Genomic DNA, 12,885 nt, shown 5'->3' with positions numbered 1-12,885 from the left:
GGCCCCTCCCGGCGCTCGTAGGATCGGGCCCATGCGCCTGTTGTTCGCCGGAACGCCCCTGCCCGCGCTGGCGAGCCTCGACGCCCTGATCGCCTCGCGGCACGAGGTGGTCGCGGTCCTCACCCGCCCGGACGCGCGCGCCGGCCGCGGCCGCACGCTGGTCCCGAGCCCGGTGCGCGCGCGTGCCGAGGAGGCCGGCATCCCGGTGCTGACCCCCGCGACGCTGCGCGACGACGCCGTGGTGGACCAGATCCGCGCGCTGGGCGTCGACGCCGCGCCCGTGGTCGCGTACGGCAACCTGGTGCCGCCCGCGCTGCTGGACGCACCCCCGCACGGCTGGGTGAACCTGCACTTCTCGGTGCTGCCGGCCTGGCGTGGTGCCGCGCCCGTGCAGCACGCGATCATGGCGGGCGACGAGGTCACGGGCGCGACGACGTTCAGGCTCGAACGCGGTCTGGACACGGGTCCCGTGCTCGGGATGCTGACCGAGACGATCCGGCCGAGGGACACCGCGGGCGACTTGCTGGACCGGCTCGCGGTCGCGGGTGCCACGCTCCTGGTCCGCACGCTCGACGCGCTCGAGGACGGCGTGCTGCAGCCCGTCGCGCAGCCGACGGACGGCGTGAGCCACGCCCCCAAGATCGAGTCCGACGACGCGCGCGTGCGCTGGGCCCATCCCGCGCACGTCGTCGACCGCCGCATTCGCGCCTGCACGCCCGCGCCCGGCGCGTGGACGACGCTGCCCGACGGCGCACGGCTGGGTGTGGGCCCCGTGGTGCCGGTGGCCGAGGCGGACGACCTCGCGCCCGGGCAGGTGCGCGTGGGCAGGCGAGACGTTCTCGTCGGGACAGGCGGTCAGGCGGTGCGGCTGGGAGACGTGACACCCGCGGGCAAGCGGGCGATGGCGGCGGCCGACTGGGCCCGGGGTGCGCGCCTGGGCGACGACGTGCTGCTCGGGGCCGGGGCGTGAGCGGCGAGCAGCGCACGCCGGCCGGCGGCGACCGCGCGCGCGGAGCACGGCAGGGCGGCGGACCGCGTCAGGGCGGCGGCGGTGAGCGACGCGACGCACAGGGACGGCAGCGCGGTGCGGCGCGCGCGCAGGGCCGGACGCAGCGCTCGGCGCAGGCGCCGTCGCAGCGCGCCCGCGCGGCCGACCCCGCGCGGGCCGTCGCGTTCGACGTGCTGCGGGCCGTGGACGCGAGCGACTCCTACGCCAACCTGGTGCTGCCCCCGCTGCTGCGCGAGCGCGGGATCCACGGCCGCGACGCGGGGTTCGCGACCGAGCTGACCTACGGCACGCTGCGGCTGCGCGGCCGCTACGACGCGGTGGTCGAGCAGGCCGCGGGTCGCCCCGTCACGGCGATCGACCCGCCCGTGCTGGACCTGCTGCGCCTCGGCGCGCACCAGCTGCTCGGCATGCGCGTGCCCGCGCACGCCGCCGTCTCGCAGACGGTTGGGCTCGCGCGTGACCGTGCCGGCGCCGGCGCGTCCCAGTTCGTGAACGCGGTGCTCCGCGCGGTCGCACGCGAGGACCTCGACGCGTGGCTCGCGCTGATCGGTGACGCGGTCGATCCCGCGGGCGACGACGCGGTCGCGCGGCTCGCGGCCGTGCACAGCCACCCCGCGTGGGTGGTCCGGGCGATGCGGGAGGCGCTCGTGGGCGACGCGCGCGAGTCCGACGACGTCGCCGCGCTCCTGGCGGCCGACAACGAGGCGCCCCGGGTGGCGCTCGTCGCCCGGCCCGGTGTCCTGGAGGTGGACGACCTGCTGGTCCAGTCCGGACCGGACGCGCGCCGGGGCGCGGTCTCGCCGTACGCGGTCCTCCCGGGCGGGGGTGACCCGGCGGCCGTGGAGGCGGTGCGCACCGGACGGGCGGGTGTCCAGGACGAGGGCAGCCAGCTGGTGGCGCTCGCGCTCACGGCGGCGCCGCTCGACGGGCCCGACGAGCGCTGGCTCGACCTGTGCGCGGGACCGGGCGGCAAGGCGGCGCTCCTCGCGGCCGTGGCCGCCGGGCGCGGCGCGCGCCTGGTGGCCAACGAGGTGCAGCCGCACCGCGCGCGGCTCGTTCAGCAGTCGCTGCGCGCCGTGCCGGCCGCCGCGGTCGAGGAGGTGCGCACGGGTGACGGCCGCGCGGTCGGGGAGCTTGAGCCGGCGTCCTACGACCGCGTCATGGTCGACGCGCCGTGCACGGGTCTGGGCGCGTTGCGCCGACGCCCCGAGTCGCGCTGGCGCCGGACGCCCGCGGACCTCATGGGCCTGGCCGCGCTGCAGCGCGAGCTGCTCGTCTCGGCGCTGCACGCGGTCCGTCCGGGTGGCGTGGTCGCGTACGTGACGTGCTCGCCCCACCTGGCCGAGACCCGTCTCGTCGTGACGGACGCGCTGCGTGCGGCCGCGAAGGCGGGTGTCACGGCCGAGCAGGTCGACGCGCGTGCCGTGGTGCGTCACGTCGCGGCCGGACCGCTCGACCTGGCCGGTGACCGACTCGACATCCAGCTGTGGCCGCACGTGCACGGCACCGACGCGATGCACCTGTCGCTGCTGCGCCGACGCTGAGCCGCGGCCCGTGGTGCGCATGGCTAGGCTGACCGCGTGGCCGTGAAGATCGCCCCCAGCATCCTGTCCGCCGACTTCGTCAACCTCGAGCGTGAGCTCGGCCGCATCGCGAACGCCGACCTGGTGCACGTGGACGTCATGGACAACCACTTCGTGCCGAACCTCACGCTCGGGCTCCCCGTGGTCGAGCGGATCGCACAGGTCTCGCCCGTGCCGCTCGACGTGCACCTCATGATCGACGACGCCGACCGGTGGGCGCCGGCGTTCGCGCGCGCAGGGGCCGCCTCCGTGACGTTCCACGCCGAGGCGACGCAGGCGCCCGTGCGGCTCGCGCGCGAGCTGCGGGAGCTGGGGGTGCGGGCGGGCGTGGCGCTGCGGCCCGCGTCACCCGTCGAGCCGTTCCTCGACCTGCTGCCCGAGCTGGACATGGTGCTGGTCATGACGGTCGAGCCCGGCTTCGGCGGTCAGGCCTTCATCGAGGGCATGCTCGCCAAGATCCGCCGCACGCGCGACGCGATCACCGCGGCCGGCACGGGTACATGGCTGCAGGTGGACGGCGGGATCTCGCAGTCCACGATCGCGCGCGTCGCGCAGGCGGGCGCCGACGTGTTCGTCGCCGGGTCCGCGGTGTACGGCGCGGACGACCCGGCCGCGCAGATCGAGGCGCTGCGGGCGGCGGCGTCCACCACCTGGGCGTGACGCCGCGGCCGGACCTGCCGGCCGATCGTGCGCGCGGGTGTGGCATCATCGGAAGCGGATCGCGGCGTTCGTCGAGGTCCGAGTACACGTGCTCCGGGGTCGGTGAAAGTCCGAGCCGGCGGTGACAGTCCGCGACCCGTGCGGCCGACGAGAGATCGTCGGCCACGCGGTTGACCTGGTGGAACTCCAGGACCGACGGTGAAAGTCCGGATGGGAGGAAGTACGTGGCGGCGCGCACCCGGTGGGTGCGGGCCGTTGACGCGTGGTGTCGTCCCGCGCACCCCCGGAGCCCGTCGTGGGCCGGGAGGTGGACGTGACCAGCACGACGAACGGCGCCGTCGCGCCGCACGTGCGTGACGACGAGCTCGACGCGATGCGTCGTGCGCTCCACCTGGCGGCGCGCGGACCGGCTGTCGACCCCAACCCGCGCGTCGGGTGCGTGCTGCTGCGCGACGGCACGACGATCGGCGAGGGTTGGCACGCCGGGGCGGGCACCGCGCACGCCGAGGTCGTCGCGCTGGCGGACGCACGCGCGCGCGGGCACGAGGTGCGCGGCGCGACCGCGGTGGTGACGCTCGAGCCGTGCGCGCACACCGGCCGGACCGGGCCGTGCGCCCGTGCGCTGCTCGACGCCGGCGTGGCCCGCGTCGTGATCGCGGTGGCGGACCCGAACCCGGGCGCGGCGGGCGGTGCGGACGTGCTGCGCGCCGCGGGTGTGCCGGTCGTCACGGACGTGCTGGCGGACGAGGGCCGCGCGGTGCTGGGCGCATGGCTGCCCGCGGTCCGCCGCGGCCGGCCGTTCGTCACGCTCAAGACCGCCACGACGCTCGACGGCCGCGTCGCGGCGGCGGACGGCAGCAGCCGGTGGATCACGTCCCCGGTCGCGCGCCGGCACGCGCACGAGCTGCGCGCCGAGGTCGACGCGATCGTGGTCGGCACGGGCACCGCGCTGCGTGACGACCCGTCGCTGACGGCCCGCACCGCGGCCGGTGACCTCGCCGGTCACCAGCCGCTGCGGGTGGTCGTCGGGCACCGTGACGTGCCCCCGGACGCGCGCCTGCGCGGGCCGGGCGGTGAGCTGGTGACCGTCCGGACGCACGACCCGGCGCAGGTCCTCGCCGCGCTCGAGGCCCGCGGCGTGCGGCATGCGCTGGTCGAGGGCGGCGCGACGCTCGCGGCGGCGTTCCTGCGGGCGGGACTGGTCGACGAGGTGCACGCGTACGTCGCACCCGTGCTGCTCGGCTCGGGTCCGGCCGCGGTGGCCGACCTGGGCGTCACCACCATCGCCGACGCCGTGCGGCTCGAGCCCGTGAGCGTGCTGCCGCTCGGGCCCGACGTCCTCGTCGTCGCCACACCCGTGCGGGAGGCCTGATGTTCACCGGGATCGTCGAGGAGCTGGGGTCGGTCGTGGCCGTCGAGGACCGCGGCCTGGACGCGCGTGTGCGCGTGCGCGGTCCGCTCGTCACCTCCGACGCGCACCTGGGCGACTCGATCGCGGTGGACGGCGTGTGCCTCACGGTGGCCGAGCTGCCGGGCGACGGGACGTTCGCGGCCGACGTGATGCCCGAGTCGCTGCGCCGGACGGCCCTGGGCGCGTTGCGGGCCGGGGTCCCGGTCAACCTCGAACGTGCGCTGGCCGTGGGTGGCCGGTACGGCGGGCACGTTGTGCAGGGGCACGTCGACGGCGTGGGGACGATCCTGCGGCGCACGCCGGGGGAGCGCTGGGACGAGGTCGAGATCGGCCTGCCGGCCACGCTCGCGCGGTACGTCGCCGAGAAGGGCGCGATCGCCGTCTCGGGCGTGTCGCTCACGGTGACGCACGTGAGCGACGACGCGTTCGGCGTCTCGCTCATCCCGACGACGCTCGCGCACACGACGCTCGGCGGCCTCGTCGTCGGCGACGCGGTGAACCTGGAGGTGGACGTGCTGGCCAAGTACGCGGAGCGGCTGCTCGGGGCGGTGGCGCGGTGACGGACGTCGTGACCGGGACGGTCGAGGAGGCGCTCGAGGCGCTGCGCGCGGGCCGGCCCGTGCTGGTCGCCGACTCGCCGGACCGGGAGAACGAGGCCGACGTCATCCTCGCGGCGCAGTCCGCGACGCCGGAGTGGGTCGCCTGGACCATCCGGCACTCGTCGGGCTACCTGTGCGCGCCCATGCCCGCCGCGCGGGCCGACGCGCTCGACCTGCCGCTCATGGTGCCGCACAGCCAGGACCCGCGGCGCACCGCGTACACGGTGACGGTGGACGCCGCGACGGGCGTGACCACCGGCATCTCCGCGGCCGACCGGGCGCGCACGTTGCGGGTGCTCGCCGACCCGGCGAGCGGTCGGGGCGACCTCATCCGCCCCGGTCACGTGCTGCCGCTGCGCGCGGTGCCGGGCGGCGTGCTGCACCGCGCGGGGCACACCGAGGCCGCGGTGGACCTGTGCCGGCTGGCCGGGCTCGAGCCCGTGGGCGCGATCGCCGAGCTGGTGGACGACGCGGGCACGATGACGCGGCTGCCGCAGGCGGCGGCGCTCGCCCGCGCCGAGGGTCTGGTGCTCCTGACGATCGAGGACCTGATCGCCTGGCGGCGCGCGCACGGTGACGACGTGGTGGCCGACCCGGCCGCGGCGCCCGTCGCGCGTCGCGTGCACGCGACCGACACCGCGTGGCTGCCCACGCGGCACGGCGACTTCCGCCTGCACGGCTACCGCGACCTGCGCACGGGCGACGAGCACGTGGCGCTGGTCGCGGCGGGCGGGCTCGCACCCGAACCGCTGGTCCGCGTGCACTCGGAGTGCCTCACGGGCGACGCGTTCGGCTCGGCACGCTGCGACTGCGGCCCGCAGCTGGACGAGGCGCTGCGGCTGGCCGCGCTCGAGGGCGGCGCGGTGGTGTACCTGCGCGGGCACGAGGGCCGGGGCATCGGGCTGCTCGCGAAGGTCGCCGCGTACGCGCTGCAGGACGCGGGCCGTGACACCGTCGAGGCGAACCTCGACCTGGGGTGGCCCGCCGACCGCCGTGAGTACGGCGCCGCTGCCGCGATGCTCGCCGACCTGGGTGCCCGGCGCGTGCGCCTGCTCACCAACAACCCGGCGAAGGCCGCGGGCCTGCGGGCGCACGGCATCGACGTGGCCGAGGTCCGCCGCATCGAGGTGGGGCGCACGCCGCACAACGAGGCCTACCTGACGACGAAGGCCCGGTCCATGGGCCACGACCTGACAGTCACGATCACGACCACCACCGTGGAGGAGAGCGCATGAGCGGCGCCGGAGCACCTGACCTGACCGTCGACGGGACCGGCCTGCGGGTCGTCGTCATCGCGTCCTCGTGGCACCAGGTCGTCATGGACGGCCTGCTCGACGGCGCGCGCCGCGCGCTGGCCGACGCGGGTGTCGAGGACGTCACGGAGATCCGCGTGCCGGGGGCGTTCGAGCTGCCGGTCGCGGCGGCCGTCGCGGCGCGCACGGGCGTGGACGCGGTCGTCGCGCTCGGCGTCGTGATCCGTGGGGCGACGCCGCACTTCGAGTACGTGTGCTCGGGCGCGACGCTGGGGCTCACCGACGTGGCGGTGAGCACGGGCGTCCCGGTGGGCTTCGGCGTGCTCACGTGCGACGGCGAGCAGCAGGCGCTCGACCGCGCAGGCCTGCCCGACTCGGTCGAGGACAAGGGCTACGAGGCCGCGCAGGCCGCGGTCGCCACCGTCGTCGCGCTGCGGCCGCTGGTGGGCGCGTGACCGGTCCGCTGGCATGGCTGTTCGACGCGAGCCTGACGATCGGCGGCCACGAGATCCTGTGGCGCGAGATCGTCGGCAACGTGTTCGGCCTGGCGTCCGCGGTCGGTGGGCTGCGCCGGCGCGTGTGGGCGTGGCCCGTGGGGATCGTCGGGAACGTGCTGCTGTTCACCGTCTTCCTGGGCGCGGTGTTCGACACGCCTCAGCACCGCGACCTGTACGGGCAGGCGGGCCGGCAGGTGTTCTTCGTGGTGGTGTCGGTGTACGGCTGGATGCGCTGGCGGCAGACGCGGCGCGCCGGGCGCGAGGCCGGGATCGCGGACGCGCCCGCGGTGCAGCCGCGCTGGGCGGGCCGCTCGGGCTGGGTCCTCATCGCGACGACGGCGGTCGTCGGCACCGTGGGCTTCGCGTGGGTCTTCGACCGGCTCGGGTCCTGGGGTCCGTGGGCCGACGCGTGGATCTTCACGGGGTCGTTGCTCGCGACGTACGGCATGGCGCGCGGCTGGATCGAGTTCTGGCTGATCTGGATCGCGGTCGACGTGGTCGGCGTGCCGCTGCTGCTGTCGGCCGGGTACTACCCGTCGGCCGTGCTCTACCTGGTCTACGCGGCGTTCGTGGCCTACGGCTTCGTCACGTGGTGGCGGCTGCGGGTCGCGGAGCTCGCCGCCGCCGGGGCCGCGGCCGTCCCAGCGACCGGGCCGCGGCCGTCACCGGTGGGGGCACCGTCTAGTCTTGGCCGACGTGAAGACGTTTGATGCGCTGTTCGCCGAGCTGTCCGCCAAGGCGGTGACGCGCCCCGCGGGGTCCGGCACCGTCGCCGAGCTGGACGCGGGCGTGCACGCCATCGGCAAGAAGGTCGTCGAGGAGGCCGCCGAGGTCTGGATGGCGGCCGAGCACGAGTCGGACGAGCGCACCGCCGAGGAGATCTCGCAGCTGCTCTACCACCTGCAGGTGCTCATGCTCGCGCGCGGGCTCACGCTCGACGACGTGTACGCCCACCTCTGAGCCCTGCCCCGCCCTGCCCCACGAACGCCGGTCGAAGGATCCCCCGTGCTGCGCATCGCCGTCCCCAACAAGGGCTCACTGTCCGAGCCCGCCGCCGAGATGCTGCGCGAGGCGGGCTACCGCCAGCGCCGCGACTCCCGTGAGCTGGTCCTGCCGGACCCGGACAACGACGTCGAGTTCTTCTTCCTGCGGCCGCGGGACATCGCGGTGTACGTCGGCGCGGGCACCGTGGACGTCGGAATCACGGGCCGCGACCTGCTGCTGGACTCGGAGTCGGCGGCGGTCGAGCACCTGCCGCTGGGCTTCGCGCGGTCCACGTTCCGGTTCGCGACGACCGCAGGCGCCATGACGGACATCGCCCAGATCGAGGGGCAGCGCGTCGCGACGTCGTACCCCGTGCTGGTGCGTCGGTCGCTGGCCGAGCGCGGCGTGACGCCGAGCGCGGTGGTGCGCCTCGACGGCGCGGTCGAGACCGCGATCCGGCTGGGCGTCGCCGACGTGATCGCGGACGTCGTCGAGACCGGTTCGACGCTGCGGGCCGCGGGCCTCGAGATCTTCGGCGAGCCGCTGCTGCGCTCGGAGGCGGTGCTCGCGCGGCGCGCGGACGTCGCGGCACCCGCCGGCCTCGAGGTGCTGACCCGCCGCCTGCAGGGCGTGCTCACGGCCCGGCAGTACGTGCTGATGGACTACGACGTGCCGCTGTCGCTGGTCGACGCCGCGGTGGCCGTGACGCCTGGTCTGGAGTCGCCCACCGTGTCGCCCCTGCACAACCGCGACTGGGCCGCCGTGCGGGCCATGGTGCGCCGTGACGAGACCAACCGCGTGATGGACCAGCTCTACGACCTGGGCGCCCGCGCGATCCTCGTCACCTCGATCCACGCGTGCCGGCTGTAGGTCCTGCCGTGGAGCCGTTCCGGCCGCACCTGGCACGCGTCTCGGCGTTCGCGCTGATCGCGCTCGTCACGCTCGCGACCGCGGCGCTGGTGGTGCTCATGCCGGACCTCACGGCCCTGGACCGCACGGGGTTCGTGCTGCTCGGCGCGCTCGTCGTGTGGTTCTGCTGGCGCCAGGCGTCGGTGGCCGCGCTGCCCGACGAGGACGGGCTCACGGTCCGGAACCTGCTGGTCACGACGCGCGTCAGCTGGGCGCAGATCGTCTCGGTCCGGTTCGGCGACCGGCCGTGGGTGCAGCTGGACCTGGCCGACGGCGACACGCTCGCCGTCATGGGTGTGCAGCGCGCGGACGGCGAGCGTGCGCAGGTCCAGGCGCGCCGGCTCGCGACCCTGCACGCCGAGCGGACGCGGACGCCGACCGACGACTGACCCGCCCGACCGATCCGCCCGACTGACCCGCCCGACTGACCCGCCGCGCCGCGTCAGCGCGCGTGGAGCAGCGCCGCGCCGTGGATGCCGGAGGCCGCCGCCGTGAGGAACGCGGCCGCGTCCTGGTCCAGCCCGCGGCCCATGGTCGACAGCCGCACGGGGCTCGCCCCGAGTGCCGTGCGCACGTCGGCCCCGACCGGGGTCTCGACGAGGCGGTGCCGACCGTGCGGCTCGACCAGCGCGGCCGCCTGGGTGCGCACGCGCGTGCCCAGGGCGGTGAGCTCGGCGTCGTCGGGGTCGAACAGCGGGACGACGACGTCCGCGGGCAGCAGCGCGACCCGGCCGTACGTGGTCAGCGAGTGGTGCGAGATGCCGAGGTGCCGCTCGCGCGGGTCGGCGCCCGAGACGCGCAGGGACGCGACGGGCCGCCCGCCGAGCACCGCGGCGGCGTTGACGGCCTCGCCCGCCGCGACGCCGGAGAAGCCCCACCGCGTCCCGGTGCCCAGGTTGCCGGGCCCCTGCACGACGACCGCGAGGTCGGCGTCGAGCACGTGCCGTGCCGCCAGCAGGGCGGTGTGCACCGAGACGGCCTCGAGGTCACCGCCGAACGCCTGGCCGGCGGTCACCACGGCGTCGAGCCAGCCCGCCGCACGCAGGCCCGCAGCCGCACGGGAGAACCACGCGGGCAGCGCGCCGCCGTCGGTCATGACGTAGACGACGCGGGGCACGGGCCGGCCGGACCGGGCCGCCTCGAGGCGGGCCCCGACGAGGATCGCGGGCAGCGCGGAGTGCAGGTCGGCGACGACCACGGGCATGCCGTCGAGGTCGTCGGCGTCGCGCATCACGTCGTGGTGCTCCGACTCCTGGTCGTCGACCCCCAGGACCATGGCCTGCAGCGGCGTGTAGCGCGCCTTGACCAGGTGCCCGACGGTGGGCGGCGGGTCCGCCGGGACGCCGTCGCCGGGCGCGACGACGAGTGCGTACCCGCCCGTGCCGAGGCCGCGGGACAGCGCCGAGACGTTGAGCAGCACGCGCCGGCCGACGGCCAGGTCGCCGACCAGCCGCGGGTAGGCCAGGGCCTTGACGCGCGCGGGCAGGGACGGGTCCGACCACGGGTTGTCGAGGGCCACCGTGAGCTCGACCGCCCCCGGCCACGACGTCCCGACCTGCTCCACGACACCCGCACGCCACGTGATCACCGCTCCACGCTACCGGCCCACTACGGTGGTCCCGATGGCCACGCAGATCGACCCCGCGGAGCGCCTGCTCAACCTGCTCATCGCGCTCGTCAACACGCACGGGCGCATGACCAAGGAGCAGGTGCGCACGTCCGTCGCCGGCTACGCCGACGCGCCGTCGGACGAGGCGTTCGAGCGGATGTTCGAGCGGGACAAGGACACGTTGCGCGAGCTCGGCATCCCGCTGGTGACCGTCACGAACGCGGGCCACGGCGACGACTTCGGCTACCGCGTGGACCTGGACGCCTACGCGCTGCCCGCGATCGACCTCACGTCGGCCGAGCTGGGCGTGCTGACGCTCGCGGCCCAGACCTGGCAGGACCGCACGATGCGCGGCGACACCGCGCGCGCGCTGACGAAGCTGCGCGCCGTGGGTCAGGCCCCGGGCGCCAGCGAGCTCGTGACCGGCCTCGCGCCGCGCGTGCGGTCGGGCGGGACGGTGTTCGCGCCGCTGCTCGACGCCGCGCAGGCGCGTCAGGTGGTGCGGATCACGTACCGCGCGGCGAACACCGGCGAGGTCCGCCAGCGCCGGGTCGAGCCGTGGCAGCTGATCGCGCGGCGCGGCGGCTGGGTGCTCATCGGCTGGGACCAGGACCGCGCGGCGCCGCGGTCGTTCCGCCTGAGCCGGATCGAGGGGAGCGTGCGCACGCTCGGCGAGCCGGGCGCGTTCCCCCCGCCCGCACCCGAGCAGGTCGAGCGCGCCATGGCCGCGTGGCGCGACGGACCGTCCCGCATCGCGACGCTCGCGCTCCTGCCCGAACGCGCGGAGGCGACGCGCGTGCGTGCGGTCGAGGCGCCACCGGACGCCCGGGACTGGGCGTCGGACCCGGTCGCGGGGCCGCTCGTCGCGGGCCGCGACGTGGTGCACGTCGTCTACCGCAGCGAGTGGGAGCTGGCCGAGGAGCTCGTGGGCTACGGCGACGCGGTGCTGGTGCTCGACCCGCCCGAGGTGCGCGACCACGTGCTCGCGCTGCTCACGCAGGCGGTCGCGCTCGCACCCGACGACGAGCGGGGGGAGCGCCGTGGCTGAGCGGGCGAGCGACCGGGTGGTGCGGCTGCTGGGCATGGTCGCGTTCCTGGACCGGCACGAGGACGCGTCCGTCGAGGAGCTCGCGCGGCAGTTCGGCGTGACCAGCGACCAGGTCATGGCCGACATCGACACGCTGTGGGTGAGCGGTACGCCCGGCTACCTGCCGTACGACCTCATCGACTTCGACTTCTCGTCCTACGAGCGCGGCGTGGTGCGCCTGACCGAGTCACGCAACATGACGCGACCCCTGCGGCTGAGCGCACGTGAGGGGGTCGCGCTCGTCGCGGCGCTGCGCGCGCTGGACGCCGGGCTCGCGGGTGCGCTGGACGACGAGCGCGCGGCCGTGGTCCGCTCGGCGCTCGGCAAGCTCACGGCGGCCGTCGGCGACGCCGCGGGCACGGTCGACGTGACGCTCACGCTGGCCGCGGCGCCGGCGGTCGCGGCCGCGCTGGCGGCGGCGCTGCGGGACGGGCGGCGCCTGCACCTGAGGTACGTCAACGCGGCCGACGTCGCCTCGGAGCGTGACGTGGACCCGATCCGGCTGGTCACGGACACGGATCGCTCGTACCTGCTCGGGTGGTGCCATGCCGTGGGTGGCGAGCGCCTCTTCCGCGTGGACCGCATCCTGGCGGCGCACGTGCTCGACGAGCCCGCCGAGCAGCACGGCGCCACGGGGGCGGGGGAGTTCGCGCCCGGCGACGACGGCGAGCTCGTCACGCTGCACCTGACGAGCCGCGCGCGCTGGATCGCGGAGTCCACGCCCGTGCAGGCCGTGCGCAACCACGACGACGGCTCGTTCGAGGTCGACCTGCGCGTCGTGAGCCCCGCGTGGCTGCGGCACCTGGTGCTCCAGGCGGCGCACGACGTGCTCGAGGTGCGACCCGCGGCGGTCGCGGCGGACGTGGCCCGCACCGCACGGGCCGCGCTGGCGGCGTACGGCCCGCTCGCGGCCCGCACGGCCGAGGACTCCTGATGTGGTTCGCGATCTGGTCCGTGCTCGTCGTCGGGACGCTCGTCGGGGCGTTCTTCCTGGGCCGCCGGCTCTGGCGGTCGAGCCTCGCGCTCGGGCGTGAGCTCGCGCGCGCCGGTGGCGTGCTCGCCGAGCTGGGCGAGCGCGTCGACGCGCTGCAGGACCAGCTCGCGCAGCAGCGTCCCGACGTCGGTCCCACCGTGTTCGCGGACCGCGACGTCCTGCGCGGCGAGCGGCGACGCCTGCAGGAGGAGGCTGCCGCGCGGCGCGCCGCGCGGGCCGAGCAGCACGCGTCGACCGCGCGCGGGTGGCGGCGGTACTGGACGTGACCCGGGTGCCGGGGCGCCGATGAC

General features: G+C 76.1%; 15 protein-coding genes and 1 riboswitch. Of the genes, 14 read left to right on the top strand and 1 reads right to left on the bottom strand.

All coding sequences use genetic code 11. The annotated features are described in order from the left end of the window. The first annotated feature begins 31 nt into the window (after window positions 1-31). The 11 genes from fmt to CELGI_RS08875 all read left to right on the top strand — a co-directional run bounded on the left by fmt (window position 32) and on the right by CELGI_RS08875 (window position 9,294). Window positions 32-970, top strand: coding sequence for a methionyl-tRNA formyltransferase (gene fmt, locus CELGI_RS08925; RefSeq protein ID WP_013883797.1), 939 nt, complete (start codon window positions 32-34; stop codon window positions 968-970). After that, the gene (locus CELGI_RS08920) at window positions 967-2,553 is read left to right on the top strand and encodes an RsmB/NOP family class I SAM-dependent RNA methyltransferase (protein ID WP_013883796.1); all 1,587 of its coding nucleotides are present in this window, start codon (window positions 967-969) and stop codon (window positions 2,551-2,553) included. Before fmt ends, CELGI_RS08920 begins: the two co-directional genes overlap by 4 nt. A gap of 36 nt (window positions 2,554-2,589) precedes the next feature. Beyond that, on the top strand, window positions 2,590-3,252 hold the full coding sequence (gene rpe, locus CELGI_RS08915; protein WP_013883795.1) for a ribulose-phosphate 3-epimerase: 663 nt from the start codon (window positions 2,590-2,592) through the stop codon (window positions 3,250-3,252). An 84-nt stretch (window positions 3,253-3,336) separates the two neighbouring features. Continuing rightward, window positions 3,337-3,480: riboswitch (FMN riboswitch) on the top strand. Window positions 3,481-3,565: 85 nt separating this feature from the next. Further along, window positions 3,566-4,624 (top strand): bifunctional diaminohydroxyphosphoribosylaminopyrimidine deaminase/5-amino-6-(5-phosphoribosylamino)uracil reductase RibD, encoded by a 1,059-nt coding sequence (ribD, locus tag CELGI_RS08910; RefSeq protein ID WP_407636790.1) that lies wholly within the window; start codon window positions 3,566-3,568, stop codon window positions 4,622-4,624. Beyond that, window positions 4,624-5,223, top strand: a complete 600-nt coding sequence (locus CELGI_RS08905) for a riboflavin synthase (protein WP_013883793.1) — start codon at window positions 4,624-4,626, stop codon at window positions 5,221-5,223. The genes ribD and CELGI_RS08905 overlap by 1 nt, the downstream gene beginning before the upstream one ends. Next, window positions 5,220-6,497 carry a bifunctional 3,4-dihydroxy-2-butanone-4-phosphate synthase/GTP cyclohydrolase II gene (locus CELGI_RS08900; RefSeq protein WP_013883792.1) on the top strand — a complete coding sequence of 426 codons (1,278 nt, stop codon included), beginning with the start codon at window positions 5,220-5,222 and terminating at the stop codon, window positions 6,495-6,497. Before CELGI_RS08905 ends, CELGI_RS08900 begins: the two co-directional genes overlap by 4 nt. Then, entirely contained in the window at window positions 6,494-6,970 is a 477-nt protein-coding gene (gene ribH / locus CELGI_RS08895; RefSeq protein ID WP_013883791.1) for a 6,7-dimethyl-8-ribityllumazine synthase, read from the top strand. Before CELGI_RS08900 ends, ribH begins: the two co-directional genes overlap by 4 nt. Continuing rightward, entirely contained in the window at window positions 6,967-7,722 is a 756-nt protein-coding gene (gene pnuC / locus CELGI_RS08890; protein WP_013883790.1) for a nicotinamide riboside transporter PnuC, read from the top strand. The genes ribH and pnuC overlap by 4 nt, the downstream gene beginning before the upstream one ends. After that, a complete protein-coding gene (locus CELGI_RS08885; protein WP_013883789.1) occupies window positions 7,709-7,972 on the top strand; it encodes a phosphoribosyl-ATP diphosphatase in 264 nt (87 codons plus the stop codon). Before pnuC ends, CELGI_RS08885 begins: the two co-directional genes overlap by 14 nt. 45 nt (window positions 7,973-8,017) lie before the next feature. Next, the gene (gene hisG / locus CELGI_RS08880; protein WP_013883788.1) at window positions 8,018-8,866 is read left to right on the top strand and encodes an ATP phosphoribosyltransferase; all 849 of its coding nucleotides are present in this window, start codon (window positions 8,018-8,020) and stop codon (window positions 8,864-8,866) included. Window positions 8,867-8,874: 8 nt separating this feature from the next. Continuing rightward, window positions 8,875-9,294, top strand: a complete 420-nt coding sequence (locus CELGI_RS08875; RefSeq protein ID WP_013883787.1) for a PH domain-containing protein — start codon at window positions 8,875-8,877, stop codon at window positions 9,292-9,294. Between the two features lie 53 nt (window positions 9,295-9,347). Here CELGI_RS08875 and CELGI_RS08870 read toward each other — a convergent pair whose 3' ends face one another. Beyond that, window positions 9,348-10,493 (bottom strand): DUF3866 family protein, encoded by a 1,146-nt coding sequence (locus CELGI_RS08870; protein WP_013883786.1) that lies wholly within the window; start codon window positions 10,491-10,493, stop codon window positions 9,348-9,350. Window positions 10,494-10,527: 34 nt separating this feature from the next. Between CELGI_RS08870 and CELGI_RS08865 the strand changes: the two genes are divergently transcribed. Genes CELGI_RS08865 through CELGI_RS08855 form a run of 3 tightly spaced genes read left to right on the top strand, consistent with a single transcriptional unit; the run spans window position 10,528 to window position 12,861 of the window. Then, window positions 10,528-11,562 (top strand): helix-turn-helix transcriptional regulator, encoded by a 1,035-nt coding sequence (locus CELGI_RS08865; protein ID WP_013883785.1) that lies wholly within the window; start codon window positions 10,528-10,530, stop codon window positions 11,560-11,562. Continuing rightward, window positions 11,555-12,535, top strand: a complete 981-nt coding sequence (locus tag CELGI_RS08860; RefSeq protein WP_013883784.1) for a helix-turn-helix transcriptional regulator — start codon at window positions 11,555-11,557, stop codon at window positions 12,533-12,535. Before CELGI_RS08865 ends, CELGI_RS08860 begins: the two co-directional genes overlap by 8 nt. Beyond that, complete coding sequence (locus CELGI_RS08855; protein ID WP_013883783.1) at window positions 12,535-12,861, top strand: hypothetical protein; 327 nt, start codon at window positions 12,535-12,537, stop codon at window positions 12,859-12,861. Before CELGI_RS08860 ends, CELGI_RS08855 begins: the two co-directional genes overlap by 1 nt. Window positions 12,862-12,885 lie beyond the last annotated feature (24 nt).

Source organism: Cellulomonas gilvus ATCC 13127, assembly GCF_000218545.1.
GTDB lineage: Bacteria > Actinomycetota > Actinomycetes > Actinomycetales > Cellulomonadaceae > Cellulomonas > Cellulomonas gilvus.
The sequence above is the reverse complement of the archived record's forward strand: the minus strand, read 5'-3'. Positions and strand labels throughout refer to the sequence as shown.

Coding starts and splice junctions, on each gene's coding strand:
- CELGI_RS08865 (WP_013883785.1), top strand. CDS start 10,528: ATGGCCACGCAGATCGACCCCGCGGAGCGCCTGCTCAACCTGCTCATC.
- ribH (WP_013883791.1), top strand. CDS start 6,494: ATGAGCGGCGCCGGAGCACCTGACCTGACCGTCGACGGGACCGGCCTG.
- CELGI_RS08905 (WP_013883793.1), top strand. CDS start 4,624: ATGTTCACCGGGATCGTCGAGGAGCTGGGGTCGGTCGTGGCCGTCGAG.
- fmt (WP_013883797.1), top strand. CDS start 32: ATGCGCCTGTTGTTCGCCGGAACGCCCCTGCCCGCGCTGGCGAGCCTC.
- CELGI_RS08855 (WP_013883783.1), top strand. CDS start 12,535: ATGTGGTTCGCGATCTGGTCCGTGCTCGTCGTCGGGACGCTCGTCGGG.